Here is a 17,522-nt window from a genome sequence, read left to right on the forward strand (position 1 = left end):
GGTGTACAGAAAGCAAAGACCATCAAAAAGTAGTGACACGGCATATCTGGCAAGCATATGTGGAAGAAGCAGATCATCTGCGTCACCATCAAGATGTAAAACCTATATATGCGAAACGCAAAGAAACCATTGAGCGTGTATTCGCAGATGCAAAAGAAAAGCATGGTATGCGTTGGACTACTTTAAGGGGACTTAAAAAATTGTCGATGCAAGCGATGCTTACTTTCGCTGCGATTAATTTAAAGAAGATGGCCACGTGGACATGGCAAGGTCCTAAAATGGCTTAACATAGTGGCTCGAAGAGCCCAAATCTCTTAACCTTTTGTCTACAAACTGAAGCTATATGTCCTCACAAGGACATATAGCTTTTTTAATAGAATGGAGTGGAATTCAATTAATAATGATTTTGATATAACCATAATGTCTAATTTTCAATAAGGAATTAAACATATTCCTTTACATCTTTAGGAATAACAGTCTTTTAACAATCTAGGTTGTGCGGGAATGGTGGCTTATAGTCGGTTATTCGTTCAAATTGAGGCGAAATCTAATAGGTTAGCCTATAACAATAGAATTGGCTGTGCATACAATAAGGGTAGACGGTGAGGCCATAAACCAGAAAAGATTAAGGAGTGTAAATCGTGAAAGTAATGACTATTTTAGGGACTCGACCTGAAATTATCAGATTAAGTCTAATCATAAAAAAACTGGATCAATATGCCAATTCACATATTCTAGTGCACACTGGACAAAATTTCACCGCATCCTTAAGTGAAATATTCTTCCAACAGCTAAAGGTACGAACCCCTGATTATGTCTTGTTAAATCAACAGCAAACTCTTGGTGAACAGTTAGCGGCCATATTTAAAAAATTAGAGACCATTTTTTTAAATGAAAAGCCCGACAAAGTATTAGTGTTGGGGGATACAAACTCCGGACTCAGCTCTATTCTAGCAGAAAGAATGGGCATACCAGTTATTCATATGGAAGCAGGGAACCGTTGTTTTGACCTGGAAGTGCCAGAAGAAAAAAATCGTCGTATTATTGATGCTGTTTCAAGCTTCAATTTACCATATACTCCTCAAAGTAAAGAGAATCTCTTGAAAGAAGGAATCCCAAGTAAAAGAATATATTTATCGGGAAACCCAATTTACGAGGTTTTGAACCATTACAACAATGAGATTGAGCAAAGTGTAATTTTGGAAAAATTGAATCTGGATAAAGTGGATTATTTCCTCGTTACAGCCCATCGTGCTGAAAATGTTGACCATGAAGACCGATTGTTGGAAATTATGAAAGGCATTAATTTAGTTGCCGAAACCTATCAAAAAAGAATCATATGCAGTTTACATCCCCGTACAAAATCCCGCATTGAGCTCAGTCCCAAATTAGAAGTGCACCCATTAATTGAATTTCATGAGCCATTTGGTTTCTTTGATTTCGTAAAGCTTGAAAAAAATGCATTTTGTGTGCTGACAGATAGTGGAACCGTCCAAGAGGAATGTTGTTTGTTCCATGTTCCGACCGTTACGATACGAAAAACAACGGAAAGGCCAGAAACCATTGAGTCGGGCAGCAATATGTTATCAGGAATTAACGCTAAACAAATCGTCAATTGTGTGAAGGTTATGGTTAACCAGCAAAAAGACTGGACTATTCCAGAAGGCTACGACCATAAAAACGTTTCAGATAAAGTGCTTAAAATAATACTGGGAGGCCATGAAATTGATTAAGAATCGAACAATCTTGGTAACAGGCGGTACAGGCTCATGGGGATATGAATTGGTTAAGCAGCTATTGGATTTTGAACCGAGTGAAATACGGATTTTTTCAAGAAATGAGTCCAATCAATTTACAATGAAGCAAGAATTTGATAACAACCCGAAATTGCATTTTATAATCGGGGATGTAAAAGAGAAGGAAGCTTTATTGGAAGCTTGCCAAGGTGTTGATTATATTTTCCACTTAGCAGCGTTAAAGCATGTTCCCATATGTGAAGATCAACCCATTGAAGCTTTAAAGACGAACGTAATTGGAACACAGAATGTTATAGAAGCAGCTATAAGCTGTAATGTACATTCGGTTGTAAACATTTCTACAGACAAGGCATCGAATCCATCCAATTTTTATGGTCTATCAAAGGCAATGGCGGAAAGACTGATCATCCACGCTAATACATTAAACACCAAAACAAGATTTGTTTGTATCAGGGGCGGAAACGTGCTGGGCACAAATGGAAGTGTCATTCACGTTTTTAAAAAGCAGATTAAAGAAAAGGGAAAAATCGGAATAACTGACTTGAACATGACGAGATTCTTTTTAACCATTGAGGAAGCGATTAAATTGGTATTTAAGGCAACCTTTGAAAGCATTGGCGGAGAAATTTTCGTAATGAAAATGCCTTCCTGTAAAATTATTGATCTTGCTCAAGTATTAATAGATGCTTCCAATAAAGAAAATGTAGAGGTTGATATTCTAGGAAAAAGACCAGGAGAAAAACTCCATGAGTTACTGCTCTCGGAATATGAGAGCACAACGGCAATCGCTTATGATGATGAATATTATGTTATTTTGCCAGCCATTCACATAAAGGGAATAAAGGAGCATTACTCTAAATACCAGCCTGTTTGTTTAGAAGACTATAACTCTGGCACAGGACTAATGGATAAAGCCCAGATTGAGGAAATGTTAAAGAAAGGGGGCTTTATTTAACATGAAGGTACTAATCCTTGGTGGACAAGGGATGGCAGGTCATGTAATAAAGGAGTATTTCACTCGGGACTCGAAGTATCGGGTGACCTATACGTCAAGGGATCCGAATGATAAAAAGGGTTTATATCTGGATGTAACCGATTTAACGAGTCTAGAGGAAATCATGGATAAAGTTAAACCTGACATTACGATAAATTGTATCGGCATTTTAAATGAGCATGCTAGTGATAATACGAAACTCGCTTTTCAGGTTAATAGTGTTTTTCCCCATCAGCTTGTTAAATTGACCGAACGCAATAATGGAAAATTGATTCATATCAGTACAGATTGTGTATTTTCAGGTGAAAAAGGAGATTATACGGAGGCTGATGTCCCCGACAGTTCCACAATTTATGGCCAATCAAAACATTTGGGAGAAATCATTAGTGAAAAACATTTGACTATACGGACCTCCATAATAGGCCCGGAGCTAAAAGAAAATGGAATTGGTTTATTTCTTTGGTTCATGAAGCAAAAGGGAGAAATAAAAGGATACGAAAAAGTGTTATGGAATGGTGTAACGACTCTCGAGCTGGCAAAGGCGCTGGACACGATGATCCAAAAGGACATTACTGGGTTATATCATCTGGGTGCAGATGAAAAGATTTCTAAAGCGGCCTTATTGAAATTGATTTCTGAAATCTTTGAAAAAAATGATGTGGAAATCATTCCGGATTCAAATATAATTCTGGATCGAACCATAAAGAATAAAAGATCCGATTATAAATACCAAGTTCCAACTTATGAAAAGATGTTAGTAGAATTAAGAGAGTGGATGAAATACCAAAAAACATACGGACCAATTGGTTAACTTAAGTATTAACCAATTTTATAGGCTTGAAAAGGCTGAAACGGAAGAAATAAAATAATGTAGAGAATATTAATTTATTGTCTTTAGCTGCTTTCTTAGAGGATGGAATCTGAAAAAACCAATATTAATGGTCAAGATAGGTTAAAATATCTTAAGACCATTAGTATATTATATATAAATTATCAAATGCATCAATAAATTACTTTTGGATGGATTAAATTAAAAGTGTATTCATCGTTCCACGGGAACTTAGAAATACAGGTAAGAAAGATAATAACGAGAAGCCCAACATCGGTAAAATAATTAAATATCGAATAAGGGTGTATCGGAAATAATCATTAATAACATGTAATTCTATTAACCAATGGATTTTTTCTAAACCTAAACATTGTTCAGTATTTAATGGGTAATGACTGAATTCGTTCTATCACTAAAAAGAAAAGGTGATCCAATTGGGTTATTCGAAACGAGACTTCCCCACTAACGAATAATGTGGAATAGGTAGTAGGTAGATATTACGTGCACGTTAATAGCATTCTATGAAAATAGTACTGTATTCATTATCACGTACTATTTAACAAAAGCACTTCGAGGGCTTAGTTCTTCATGCTGATTTGGCTCACAATATACAGGCTGTGAATGTAATTTGTATTTATTAAAGTAGGAAGAAGTCTACCAAGTATAATATCTAGACTTTTTATACACCAATATTAGCGGTGCGTTTAACTAAAAGGATTTTAAAATATTCGATTACTTTCATTCCAGAAAATAAATTCATGACAAATTTTCAGGTTCACCGGATGGAATAGTAGAAAAAACCGCTTCCTAGTAATTAGAAACGGCTTAAACATATCGCGCTTTACTTTGTTTTTCAATTAGAATATAGGTATTCGGAATTGTGAATTATTGACTTTTCCCACTGGGATGGTCACTATAAACCCATTTCCAGTTAACCAGTGCATCGATCAAATTAATTTAAATAGTTTCGGTAAAGATCGTTTCATCATAAGCTGGGGAATGAAATAACAACATACCTAGACTGGATATCTTTTTAAAAATTAAGGCTTATTAAGAGAGTCTGGAAAAAGAAAAGATCCCTATTGGTACTCTTTCTTACTCGTGAAAGAATAGGTTTCGGTTAGCCCTTGGAAAATATCTGTCTTTGGATACCAATTAAGCGATTGCCGTGCTTTCCTGTTATCAAGGCAGCTGTGTTTGATATCTCCTTTTCTTTCGGCTGAATGGACTGTTTTCACTTTGGAGCCATGAATTTGTGTGAGCATTTTCAATAGTTGATTTACTGACGTTTTCTGTGCAGTGCTGACCTGGATCGTTTCTTGATTTCCTCGATTCACTGAGGCAATGTTAGCATGTACTATATCTTTCACATATATAAAATCACGAGTTTGTTCACCATCACCGTGAATGCTTAAAGGCACTCCTTGTTTGAGTTTTTCTAAAAAGACTGCGACGACTCCGCCTTCTCCTTTTGCAGTTTGTCTAGGCCCATAAACGTTTCCATAGCGGAGAATCGTATATGGGAGCCCATAAAGCTGATGAAATAAGCGGATATATGATTCGGCCGTTAATTTTGATAATCCATAATAAGATATGGGGCCTGTCAGGTCATCTTCGGAAATCAAGTCTTTCTGTAAATTGCCATAAACCCCTGAAGTAGAAGAAAAGATCAGCTTACTTACAGAAGATTCATGACATGCCTTAAGGATATTTATTGTTCCATTGATATTCACATCAGCATCATATTGGGGTTCAAGAATGGAGCGACTCACATCGGCCTGTGCAGCCAGATGGAAAACGACGTCTGGCTTTTCCCTTATAATGATTTGACCAGCTACCTCGCTGCATATATCTTCAGTATGGATGATGGCATTTGGGTGTACATATTCTGAGTGTCCGGATATCATGTTATCCAATACATGTACCTCGGCACCATTTAAGATAAGTTCTTCAACGAGATGGGATCCAATGAACCCAGCCCCACCTGTCACGATAGCCTTCATACATCATACTCCTTTTATATGTTTTTAGTATCGTATGTAATACGGTCAATAATGGCTTAAACAGTTACCTAGATTTCCAAAAAAAGAAAGGAATAAGAAAAAGATGCTGACTGCTCAAAGCGGTCAGCAAATCCTTATATACTATTTATTTCTCTTTTTGCATAGTGCGTTTTCATATATACCTAGTACTTTCTGAACCGCTTTATCGGGTGACCAATGGTCCATCCCCCGTTTTTTGGCATTTAATCCTAGGTTTTTCCTATATGATTCATGCTCCATTAAATAATTTATATGGGTGGTTAACATCTGCTCATCCCCGGCGGGTGTTAATACACCCGTAATTCCATGTTCAATGATTTCAGGTACTCCTCCCACATCACTGGCAATGACAGCTTTTCCGGAAATTTGTGCTTCTATTACAGACAAAGGCTGATTTTCCATCAATGTTGGAAGAACGAAGATATCCGAAATGGATAACAAATAAGGAATATCATCCCGTCTCCCCATAAAGGTCACGTCACTTTCCAAGCCCATGGCTTTGCTTTTATTTTTTAAATCCATTTCCTTTGGACCGTCCCCAACTATCCAACAAACCCAATCATTTCTAGTTTTTTTTAATTCCGAGAGTGCGCCTATTAAATGATGCACTCCTTTAAACTCATTCAGGCGACCTGTATAAATAATCACTTTCTTATCGGCAGGGCGTTGAATCTCGGTTTTCTCTTCCACTCGTTTCAGGAAGGATTCGATATCATATCCATAATGAAAAACGCTTAGTTGTTCTTTCGGCACTTGAAATTCATCCGTTAAAATATTTCTCATCCATTCATTGGCTACAATTGTACAGTCAGCCGAGGTCGCACCTTCATATTCAAATTGGTTGAAATAATCACACCCTTGTTTTTTGAAGCTTTTCTTTATCGTTTTGGAATTGTAGTACGCGCTCTTTAGCTCGTGAGCCACACAACCATGAAGGGTAGCGACTAGAGCGGTTTTTTCGGATCTGATTCGGTTAATGCAGACCGTTGAAAATATATCCTGTGTATGAATGACATCATATTGTTCCAAACCTAAATAATTAGCTCCTAACTGAAAGAAATTACACAGTGATTCATAATAATGGATCACTGGATCCTTATCAATGGGTAAATAATGTTGGTCCATCAATATCGAGATATTTTCTGGCAGCAGCGCATCCCTATATATCTTTCGATTTTCATTAATGATGTGAACATATTCATGGTCCTCACCAAAGCTTAGGAAATCGACCTCATGTCCTAGAGATTCAAGCTTATCTTTTAATTGCTGCATATAGTTCCATACCCCACCGACATGTGGAGTCTCCCAAAACGTGGCAAGCAGTATTTTCATGAAAATATCTCCTGTCTGTTAGTACTTTGAAGTTCATCTTTTCCATGTTCTTTTTTTATAAATATTCAGGAAATAAACTTGTGTTATAGACGTATGCCTTCTTAGCATAATATTCTTGATACCGAATATTTCAAATGAAGAAAAGAACTAAAAAGAGTGACTGCTAAGAAATTCATGTTTGTTCTGCAAGTATCATAATTATAAAAACGGGTAAACCCCTGAAAAGATTTTATTCACGCTTTGTAAGTGATTGAACAAAATATGTATTTATTAAACTAAAAAAGACAAAATAGCAGCGAGCTCTTGTAAAATAATGTTACGCGCTCGCTATATAGTTGTTTGATATTGCTCTCTACATAAAAGGGTAAGATATCTTTGGTGAATGTTCCGGTTTATGATTCCTAACCATTTAGAATTATTAGTCGGAGTATGCAGCCGCGTTTAAACTTTCAGGGCCAGTATGAGTTGGTGCAACTGGCACCCGCCCAGGTATACTAACAAACGCTTCATAAGCCAAAAATCCTGGGTTAGGTGGTCTATAGTCAGCACCGGTTACAGTGATTATATTTCTAGAAGCAACTAATAAGGCGCCTGCAGCTGGTGTTGTTTTTGTAGCTGAATAAACAAGGATCGCCCTGGTCCTTGGCCTCTGTAAATTTGGATGAGGACGGGGGGACTAATGCAGCAGCTAAAAAACTAATGGCAACTGTTGCAGTGAATTGAACACGAAGGTTAGGTCCAGCACCTGCTGTGACTAGGCCAAGTATTCCAAAACGCGCGGGAGTTGAGGAAAGTGGAATTGCAATCTGACCACTCATACTTATGTTCTGCAAGTCCGGGCGTCTAAAAATGTTCCCATTATTAACTCCTCATTTCTAATGGTATACCTCCAATATATTAATTTATTGTATGGACAAGTTATCCATTTTTTCGAAAAATATAATTATGTTTTCGAATCATATAAAGCATAGAGTGTATTTTCTAAATTCCTCTAGGAATTGCATTTACACTTCAAAATTATTAGAAGGATGCGCATACGAAAAGGGCGTTCTCAGAAAAAGGTGAAACCTGCCCATCAGAATCAGTTTAAACTTGTCCTAGCTGTTCTAAGGTTCTTATTAGGTATGTTAACAATAGGAAAAAGCTTCTCATGAGTTTAATAGCTTTTGTTTTTCAATTCTAAATTCTTCTTCAGTAAGGTAGCCTTGTTTTTTCAATTCTGCGAACTTCTTAAGATCCTCAATATGATTTGAACTATTTACTGGGACTGAATTAAACAACACCAATATCTGATTTATACCTGTGCGATTAAGCACCCGATACCCTTGCTTTGCTTTTGTGGCAATTCCTTCACCATTTGGCATACAGTACCCATTAACTTCGCAACTACCATCATCTCTAACTAAAAGCTTGCCTAAAAGCCCTATCGCAATCCATTCAGGCCTGCTACTGCGAGGTTGATATTCAAGGGCAGCATCCCATTCAGGGTTTATAACTGGTCTTAGTTCTGTCCGTTTGGGTACGACTACATTTCCGGTAGCGTCTAATACTGAAGGTAGTGTGATGTTTTCATACAAAATTTCACCCCATTCTGTAGTCAAGTACTTGTTTTTCCACCTAAGCTCTCCACTATCAGCTAAGAAGGCAGGTTTTGCACTTGAGATTCCAAGTATATAATCATCTTGACCAGTTGCTATACGCACTTTATCCTTTTCCAATGTAACGAAGTACCCGAATTCGATTGGGTATCCATCTATCGTTTCGAACATTTCCGCATAATCTGCTGCCGGGGTGGTTACGGTTCCGTCAATTTTTACATTTCCATTGCTTAAAATTTTAGCAGCCAAACCCGGCGTTGAGGCATTTGTGCCATTTGCCAGGTACCAAGAATACGGAAGCTCATTTGCTGCACCAAATTGTCCCATGACATGGACGCCTTCCAAGAGGTTCGCATTAGTTGATTGTCCCTCTGTGTGGGAGAATAAACCAGAAGCAACCGTGTTAACACCCTCAGCGTGAGAGGTGAAACCGCTCGCAATGTTTAAAGCTCCCTCAGCATGGGAGTTTTGGCCGAGTGCTTGAGTCTGATTTCCTTCAGCATGGGAAAGATCCCCGGAAGCAACGGTACGTTGCCCTTCAGCATGGGCAAAACTTCCACCAGCCAACGTCAAGTTTCCTTCCGCGTGTGAGGCTCTTCCGTTCGCTACCGTCTGATCTCCTTCGGCATGCGAAGATTCCCCTTGAGCCCTAGTCGCTTGTCCTTCTGCATGAGAAACAAGCCCACTAGCGACCGTATTTTCACCCTCGGCATGAGATGCAATACCCGAGGCAGTCGTTAGACTTCCCTCTGCATGAGCAAATAAGTTCAGGGCCCGTGAATTCGAACCTTCAGCATGGGAGGCATTACCGGAGGCTAAGGATGAGTTGCCTTCAGCATGGGCAGTATTTGCACTTGCCCTCGTCAAAAATCCCTCCGCGTGGGAAGCGACACCCTCCGCTTTTGTATTTGCACCTTCCGCGTGGGAAGTTTCTCCGCTAGCGGTGGTAAGAAACCCCTCTGCGTGGGAAGCCACACCGCTAGCTGTCGTGGTAGAGCCCTCTGCGTGTGCAGCAAAAACCGTCGTTATAGTCTCGAACCCTTCTGTATGAGAAGCGTTCCCACCTGCAGTTGTGCCATTTCCTTCCGCATGAGAAGCAACTCCGTTGGCAATTGTATTGATCCCTTCCGCTTCTGAACAATTTCCAATTGGATTTTGATTACATCCATTTGTCATATTATTTCTCTCCTTAGGTATTAGATCTATCAAAGACTTGTTAAGGTCACATTACTGTATTAATCGGAGTTCTTCGGGAATATAAATCTTTTAAGCTGTAGATATAGTGAAAATCTTCAATATTGCTTTAGCTATTCATCATTCAGAAAAAACAAGTTTCATGAGAAGAATGAAGATACTGAATTTTGTAACCATGAGGTGATCCCCATATTAAATATGACTTCTTTTTCCTGAAGACAGTAAGATTGACCCTGTTATTATGGTATGCCCTCTAAAACATATGGATATGGACAAATCATTCATTTACAGGGACTTTAAATTTTTCCTCATCGTTAGGTAAAGGAATCTTAGTAAACAAACTTCTAAAAGCAAAAATCAAAATTAAAACTCTTATTGATAAAACACTTAATAACACCCCGTCACTTAAATGTTTGAAGTTTGGGAGTTATATCGAAAAATTTAATTGCCCTTTTATTATTATATGGGGAGAGCAGCCCATGGCAACGGGGAGATAAAGGCATAATGTAATAAAGAGCCTGTGTTTGTGATGAAATAAAGATTTTATAGAAATGGTAAAGGTTAAGGATTGAAAGCTTTGAAACGGCTAAAGGTGAATAATGAGCACTAATGGGATTTCGATGAGTTGTTTTGTATTAAATGGAATTTCTGGCTCTTAGTGAACAAATGGGTTCTGTATAGTCAAAAAACCAACAAAAGTTTGTAACTAATATAAAAAATTCTGCGAAAACATAGAGTCGATTATAGGAGTATTAACATCAATAGCGATTGGATGAGAAATCAATGAAACAACAAGGCAAATTAATAATCACAGGAGCTAGTGGGTTTACAGGCCAGCATGCATGTGCACACTTTCTGAAATACGGTTTTGATATTACAGCAGTTTCAAGAAAAAAGATAAATTTCGAAAAAGAAATCCACGCAGAATGTTGTGATCTTACAAATAAAAAGGATGTATACAGCCTGGTTAAAAGTATCAAACCTCAGTACCTTCTTCATTTAGCAGGCCAAAATCACGTTGGAGAATCATGGTTGGACCCTGTTTCGTCGTTGGAAGCAAATTCCATGTCGACTGCGTATTTAATAGATGCCCTTCGTAAAGAAAGTCCAACCTGTAAAATCTTGATAGTTGGCTCCGCTCTTCAATTTGATCCGACATCTATATCCACACTTTCCCATCCGTATAGTTTAAGTAAAACACTTCAAGTGCTTATCGCACAATCATGGGCAGTTTTATACAACATGGATATCGTCATTGCAAAACCATCTAATTTAATTGGACCAGGATTCTCAAAAGGTGTTTGTTCTGTTTTCGCACAAAAAATTGTTGAGATGGAAGAGCAAAAGGCTGAAAAGGTTCTCGAGGTTCATAATCCGAGTGTAAAGCGTGATTTTCTTGACGTAAGAGATGCAGTTAGAGCTTATGAAATTCTATTAAAAAAGGGGAAATCTGGAGAAATATATGATGTTGCTTCAGGTAATAATTGTACTCTAGGAGAAATCATTGAAGGATATAAATTGTTAACTTCCGAAGAAATACAGGTAAAATTTCAACGAAATGATTTAATTGAAAAAAATTTTGAAAGCGACCCTATTAAGCTTGTGAATTTAGGGTGGAATCAAAGAATTCCACTTGAATCATCTTTATTGGCCATTCTTAACTTTTATCGTCGACAAAAGTGAAAAATGCCGGAAAAATCATTTTTTATTAAACGATAAATATACTATATGATACCTCAGGTATCTGTATTAATCATTTGAAATACAAGGGGGGAGGCAATGGATCCGAAAGTATCAATCATTATTCCTTTTTACAATTGCTCCTATATAGATCAAGCTATTCATAGTGCACTAAATCAAACCTATAAGAATATAGAGATTATAGTAGTAGATGACGGTTCAACAATTGCTACTGAAAAAATTCAACCATTTTTGGGGCGGGTACATTACTTAAGAAAAGAGAACGGTGGAACTGCTACGGCATTAAACCATGGTATACATGCTGCAACGGGAGATTATATTGCCTGGTTAAGTTCGGATGATTATTTTCTTCCTGAAAAGGTTTTCAAGCAAATAACTTTTATGCAAAATAATAATGCAGAAGTAAGTTTTACGAATTTTGATATTATCAATAAAAATAATCAAGTAGTAAGTCCTTGGTTCGGAGAACGCTTTTCAGATATTGAAAACGGAGTGTATCAAGCTTTTTTACTTCGGAATCCAGTTAATGGCTGTACGGTGGTTATGAAGAAAAACATAATGGATAAGATCGGTTATTTTAATCCATATCATCGTTATACACATGATTATGAAATGTGGTTTCGATTACTAGTAAACGGCTATAAGATGTATTATTTAGATGAAAGCTTAACAAAATTCAGGCAGCATAATGAGTCGGGTACAAGTAAATTTCAACCTGAAATGATTAAAGAAATGGCCATAATTGAAAACCATTATCGGCCACTTCTTAAGAAGCCTTTTTAATAAGGGTCATTTATATTAATTAATGGTTTTAAAGCCTGGAGTAAATATTTTTAATGCTATACTCAAAATCGTGGGAACAAGCTTAGTAAATTTTTAGACAACAAAACTTGTTGTAATATAAATATAAAGCCTTAAGAAAAAGGAAATGAAGGAAATATTTGTATTGTATAATAAAACTGAAGCTTATGATCTATATACAGTCAAGGCATTCGGTCAATTTTTTACCTAAAAGAAAAGGGAAGCTTTAATTAATTTACCGTTGTGTGAGTGACAGCGGAGTATATATATAGAAACATAAGCCTGAATATTTTTCTTTTCCGGCTTATGTTTCTTCTCTTATTATTAAAAATTTATTCCGAGAGATCTTAGCATGTTGATAAAATTTTGGCAATATAAATCTGGATTGAAATGTGTTTTTACATGCCTAAGGGCATTTAAACGTATTTCTTCTCTTAATTTTTGGTTGTTCATTAACTCATTTGCCTCTTGGACTGCTTCAGATATATTTCCTAAAGTGTAATATTTTCCAGTTTGATTATGAATGATTGAGCTTCTAACACCATCAGAATCGGTCGTCAACACAGGGCATTTACAACTCATTGCTTCAAGAAGAGAGTATGGGGCACCTTCCACTTTTGAGGTTGAACATAAAAAGCCTCCTGAATCGCCGACATGGGAGAAATATTTGGCCATTTCGGAATTAGGAACATTTGAATGAAGAGTGAGGTGTTTGTTCAAATTTAATTGTGTTATTAAATTTTTAAATTGGATTCTTTCTTTAGGGTTACCTATAGTGGGATCTTCAAACATATACAATTGTATGTTTGAATTTATTTGGTGGATAAGTTGATAACCTATTTGAAGAAATTCCCTCCAATTCTTGTTATCCTCAATTCTGCCGATCCATGCAATTTTTGGACCACCTACTAATGGAAAAGACCGGTAAGAAAATTGATCCGTATCAAAACAATTATTGAAACTGAATTTTGGAATAGAGGGATAAAGTTCAGCTAATAATTGCATGATGTGTGGTGTTTTTGGATTAAGGAATCCATCTGCATAGGCTGTTACATGTGGAATAGCATTTGTAAGTGCCGCCCTTGCTACACTTTTGGGGCCGTAACCTTGAATTTCTATAATCATCTTTCCTTTAAAACCCATACCTCTAAATCTGGGTAAGGCTTGGAAATCTGAAACTACAACGACAGCGCTATATTTTCCATCTTCTAAAATTTTCTTGATTTCGATATCATCATTCGAAATGAATGTTGGGGCGTTGTGATCATTTATATGTTTTCTTTTCTTTGTATAATAAAGGAAATGTGCATTAATATTAAATTTCTTTAGTGCTGCAGATCGTTGACGATTTAATGTTTCCACACCCCCACTTGGAACATAAAAAACAAACAGTATATTCATTTTTCTCCTCCTAAAATAATATGGTTCTTAAAAAACAGTGATTATAGGGTTGAAACCTCCATATAAAAAGGCAACAAGCCTAAAGTGATTCTTACATCTTGGATGAATCCAAAACATATGTATTATATATATGATATAGGGAGCGATTTTATCTTGATATCTAGCTAATACATGCCATTATTTGAGGGGAATGTCATTTTAAAGGTTTTTTACGTATCTTAATAAGTGTGAGACTAACTGTGATTTACGAATAACTCAAGGGTTACAATGGTTAAGAGAGCAGGATCCAGATTTGTATTAAAAGGTATATTGATGGAGAGGTGGTTCAAGCATGTCAAAGGTATCTATCATTGTTCCTTTCTATAATTGTCCATACATTGATCAGGCATTGGAAAGTTTGGTTAACCAAACATATAAACATATAGAAATAATCGTCGTAAACGATGGTTCCACACAATATACAGATAAAATTGTTCCTTACTTGGATAAGATTAAATATATCGAAAAGAAGAATGGCGGAACGGCGAGTGCCTTAAATATGGGTATAAAAAATGCCACTGGTGATTACTTTAGTTGGCTGAGTTCAGATGATATTTTTTATCCTGAAAAAACAGAAGTGCAGTTGGACTTCATGCAAAGGAATCATGCCCTCTTTAGTTATACAAGTTATCATTGTATAAATGAAAAAAGCGAAATTATCACTGCTAACATAGGCATAAACCCGCCTAACCGACTTGAACTAATCAAAGCAATGAGTCGAGGAAATATTATAAATGGCTGTTCTGTAATGATTCATAGGAAGATATTTAATCTTTTAGGTGTTTTTGATGAAAAACTTCCATACACTCACGATTATGATTTATGGTTACGAGTAGTACAGAAGTTTGATATACACTTTGTGCCTCAACCATTACTGCTTTATAGAGTTCATAAGCAAATGGGCTCAATGAAGCATGCAAATACAATCGCAAAGGAAAAGAGACTCGTTGTTAGCCGTCATAGTGATAACATGCGACAATTACTGATAAGGTTGCTGGGGAAGCATAAATAATCAAATTCACAGTTTATGAAGCTTACTTTAATTCAGTAGGATATTTTAATGTACATCTCAGATACCTCAATTTGTTTCTATCTTATCTCATAAATTGTATTTAAACTTTTAATTGTATCTTGCTTTTATATTTAATGTATTTGGTATTTATAAATTTTTAATATTACAAACACTAATGGTTTTATCGAAGCTTCAGATTGATCCCGATGTAAAGTAAAAAGGAAGCAGAGTATCAATACTCTGCTTCCTTCTCAATGTTATTTTGATTGCTCTTTTTGCTTTTAAGCAACAAAATAATATATGAAAAAGTGTAAAATTTGGTTCACAAATGCCTATATTGGTACATATGATAAGCCAATACTACTGCCTCAGGTTATACGTGTATTGTAAGATCAGTAAAGAATAAGAAATGCAGTTTTACTTTTCGAGGAACCGTAATGAGTTCAAATGCAGGTAACATTCCTAAAAAGAGAAATGATGGGTAAGGAGTGGAATATTTGAATACTAATAGTTCAGTTTGTTTTTTAATTACTACTACATCGGGAAGAGAAGAGGTACTTCATTGGGTAATTAAGTATCTTTGCAAAGATATCTCAATCCCTTTTCACCTTTATATTTATAATGATTATGCTAAACCCTTGATTCAATCATTAATAACACTCATCAAAACAGAAGGAAGAAATGACATTGAATTAATTGTTTATAATGACACTGGTTTACTTAATAAGAAGAAAATCGGTTGTGGTGGAGCTCGCCATCTTATGTTCGAACAAACAAAACACAAGCATGATATCGTCATTTCATTAGATGATGATATGCAATTGAAACCAAACTGGCTAGAGAACATAATGGAGGCAATGAACGATTTTCCAAATCACAGTATCTTTACGGGAGTGGTTAAAGGGCCATTGGGCGACATTCAATTGGCAGGTTCAAACTTTAAAATCTCCAATGAAACAATATATCGAAATGATATTACTAAAGTGAAAAAGAAATATCATTTAGCAGACTGGGGACCAATGGGGTGTATGGCTTTATGTCGTTCTGCTCTAACAGATCAAGTTTCCATCCCTCCATTATATATAAGAGATGACGCTGCATTGTACCTTACATTACTCAATTTAGGAATTAATAAAACAATTGTTGTTTCAGGCGCGGAGGCGATACACAAACCCATTCCAGTCCCTAGCTCTAATTTACGTTTGAAAGAAGAAATGGATAAAGAGGTTATTTACTTTAAAGAAGTGTTTGGTTTAAACCTCGGTTATTAGAAAAAAGCATGATTTTAAATGATTGAATTTTGAGAATAGTAACTAATTCAAATGATTTAAGGAGGAAATTAAATTCAATTAGGCTAATTCCCCCTCAAATTATTCGATTTATCTTTTGGTTATGACGATGCGGTTAATACTCTTGAGTGTATGTATTATCGGCAATACAATTTAATAGAGGCTTAAGCGGAATAGAGTGCTTAGAAAAGGGATAGGAATTCACTGATAAATCAATGGATAATTTAAATGGAGGTTGTTCATGAAGATTTTATTTGTTTTTTATTTGCCTAGCGGAGGACTTGAGACACTCAACCGCCAGCGGCAGGCAGCGCTTAAAGATTATCAGTGTGAGTTTCTTTACTACAGAAAAGAAAGAACATTAATTAACGACCACCATGCTCCAGTTTATATTACAAACGAAGATACAGAGATCAAGCGGATTTTGACTAAAGGAAATTATGATGTAGTCGTAATTACATCAGATAGTGGAGCAATGCCTCGATTTAGAAATCTCGGATATAAAGGGAAATTAATTTATGAACTCCAAGGGTTTGGTGCAATAGATCAAGCAAGACGCGTGTTAATACAAATAAAGCCAATTATTACTAAATATGCAAACGGATTATTAAACCCAAGAACCCCATATATCACTAAGTTATTTAAGGAACTATTCCCTACTGTTCCACAATTTAATTTTAACAATTGTATAGACTGGACTCAATATTCCTATAAAAAACTGCCTAAGCACCCAAGGCCAATAGTGGCTTGGATTGGACGAATTGAAGACAATAAGAATTGGAGAGAGTTCTTACTAATTGGTCATAAATTGGTTCATGATAATCCGAATACAGAATTGTATATGTTTGAAGATCCTACTTTATCCAAACCAGAAGAACGTGATAAATTCCAAGAGATGATAAAGAGACTGAATATTGGGAAAAACTTAACTATACATGCTAATGTACCGAACACGGAAATGAGCAACTACTTCTCAAAAATTGGAGAATCCGGAGGGTTTTTATGTATCACTTCTAAAGTGGAAGGAGCACCATACGCTCCTCTAGAAGCGATGAGTAGTCATTGTCCAGTCCTCACCACCCATTGTGAAGGTACCGAAACAATGGTTATTCATAACGAAACCGGAAAATATTATAATATCGGTCAAATTGAAGACGCCTTTAACCAAGCTAAAGAACTAATGACAAATACTTCTTTGCGGGGGAAGATTATTCAACAGGCCTTTACTCATGTACAGACAAATTTCAGTTTAGAAAGATATAATATGAACTTTAAAATAATGCTTGACTGTTTAGGACTGACTAAAAAGTAAATTCATTTAAATAAGTTTTTTTTAAGTCCTTTTCAAGGGCTTTTTTTATTATTTCGGCTGTACGATTTGAACTTATAAATTTAATTAATAAATTCTCCATATTTATCTACTAATATTAAACCTTTGTCCATGGCAGTTATAGTGAAGAATACATAGTGTAATAAGAGTGAATTTATCTCAGTACAACAAGGGAAAGAGAATAAGTACCTTTTTTTTCGGGA

The 17,522-nt window shown here is 36.1% G+C and carries 13 protein-coding genes; 9 read left to right on the forward strand and 4 right to left on the reverse strand.

What is annotated here, in order from left to right:
- From Q8G36_RS26895 to Q8G36_RS26910, 4 genes are all read left to right on the forward strand, one after another.
- Positions 1-287, forward strand: a 287-nt coding sequence (locus Q8G36_RS26895; RefSeq protein WP_305162815.1) for a transposase, incomplete at its 5' end; no start/stop codon positions are given.
- Between the two features lie 354 nt (positions 288-641).
- A complete protein-coding gene (gene wecB, locus Q8G36_RS26900) occupies positions 642-1,733 on the forward strand; it encodes a non-hydrolyzing UDP-N-acetylglucosamine 2-epimerase (RefSeq protein WP_305162816.1) in 1,092 nt (363 codons plus the stop codon).
- Positions 1,726-2,712 (forward strand): polysaccharide biosynthesis protein, encoded by a 987-nt coding sequence (locus tag Q8G36_RS26905; RefSeq protein WP_305162817.1) that lies wholly within the window; start codon positions 1,726-1,728, stop codon positions 2,710-2,712. The genes wecB and Q8G36_RS26905 overlap by 8 nt, the downstream gene beginning before the upstream one ends.
- 1 nt (position 2,713) lies before the next feature.
- Positions 2,714-3,562, forward strand: a complete 849-nt coding sequence (locus tag Q8G36_RS26910; protein WP_305162818.1) for a dTDP-4-dehydrorhamnose reductase family protein — start codon at positions 2,714-2,716, stop codon at positions 3,560-3,562.
- A gap of 1,097 nt (positions 3,563-4,659) precedes the next feature.
- On the opposite strand, the gene Q8G36_RS26915 is transcribed toward Q8G36_RS26910, so the two are convergent.
- From Q8G36_RS26915 to Q8G36_RS26925, 3 genes are all read right to left on the reverse strand, one after another.
- A complete protein-coding gene (locus tag Q8G36_RS26915) occupies positions 4,660-5,583 on the reverse strand; it encodes an NAD-dependent epimerase/dehydratase family protein (protein ID WP_305162819.1) in 924 nt (307 codons plus the stop codon).
- A 141-nt stretch (positions 5,584-5,724) separates the two neighbouring features.
- On the reverse strand, positions 5,725-6,954 hold the full coding sequence (locus Q8G36_RS26920; protein WP_305162820.1) for a glycosyltransferase family 4 protein: 1,230 nt from the start codon (positions 6,952-6,954) through the stop codon (positions 5,725-5,727).
- Between the two features lie 1,148 nt (positions 6,955-8,102).
- A complete protein-coding gene (locus Q8G36_RS26925; RefSeq protein ID WP_305162821.1) occupies positions 8,103-9,728 on the reverse strand; it encodes a peptidase G2 autoproteolytic cleavage domain-containing protein in 1,626 nt (541 codons plus the stop codon).
- 786 nt (positions 9,729-10,514) lie between these two features.
- Between Q8G36_RS26925 and Q8G36_RS26930 the strand changes: the two genes are divergently transcribed.
- Both Q8G36_RS26930 and Q8G36_RS26935 read left to right on the forward strand, forming a co-directional pair.
- Positions 10,515-11,429, forward strand: a complete 915-nt coding sequence (locus tag Q8G36_RS26930; protein ID WP_305275288.1) for an NAD-dependent epimerase/dehydratase family protein — start codon at positions 10,515-10,517, stop codon at positions 11,427-11,429.
- A 96-nt stretch (positions 11,430-11,525) separates the two neighbouring features.
- Positions 11,526-12,230 (forward strand): glycosyltransferase, encoded by a 705-nt coding sequence (locus Q8G36_RS26935; RefSeq protein WP_305162823.1) that lies wholly within the window; start codon positions 11,526-11,528, stop codon positions 12,228-12,230.
- A 342-nt stretch (positions 12,231-12,572) separates the two neighbouring features.
- On the opposite strand, the gene Q8G36_RS26940 is transcribed toward Q8G36_RS26935, so the two are convergent.
- On the reverse strand, positions 12,573-13,649 hold the full coding sequence (locus Q8G36_RS26940) for a glycosyltransferase family 4 protein (protein ID WP_305162824.1): 1,077 nt from the start codon (positions 13,647-13,649) through the stop codon (positions 12,573-12,575).
- Positions 13,650-13,980: 331 nt separating this feature from the next.
- Between Q8G36_RS26940 and Q8G36_RS26945 the strand changes: the two genes are divergently transcribed.
- The 3 genes from Q8G36_RS26945 to Q8G36_RS26955 all read left to right on the forward strand — a co-directional run bounded on the left by Q8G36_RS26945 (position 13,981) and on the right by Q8G36_RS26955 (position 17,301).
- Positions 13,981-14,700 (forward strand): glycosyltransferase family 2 protein, encoded by a 720-nt coding sequence (locus Q8G36_RS26945; RefSeq protein WP_305162825.1) that lies wholly within the window; start codon positions 13,981-13,983, stop codon positions 14,698-14,700.
- A gap of 497 nt (positions 14,701-15,197) precedes the next feature.
- Complete coding sequence (locus tag Q8G36_RS26950) at positions 15,198-15,971, forward strand: glycosyltransferase (RefSeq protein ID WP_305162826.1); 774 nt, start codon at positions 15,198-15,200, stop codon at positions 15,969-15,971.
- A 259-nt stretch (positions 15,972-16,230) separates the two neighbouring features.
- A complete protein-coding gene (locus Q8G36_RS26955) occupies positions 16,231-17,301 on the forward strand; it encodes a glycosyltransferase family 4 protein (protein WP_305162827.1) in 1,071 nt (356 codons plus the stop codon).
- The last annotated feature ends 221 nt before the right edge of the window (positions 17,302-17,522 follow it).

It is taken from the genome of Peribacillus frigoritolerans (assembly GCF_030676415.1).
In the GTDB taxonomy this organism is placed as follows: Bacteria; Bacillota; Bacilli; order Bacillales; family DSM-1321; genus Peribacillus; species Peribacillus frigoritolerans_A.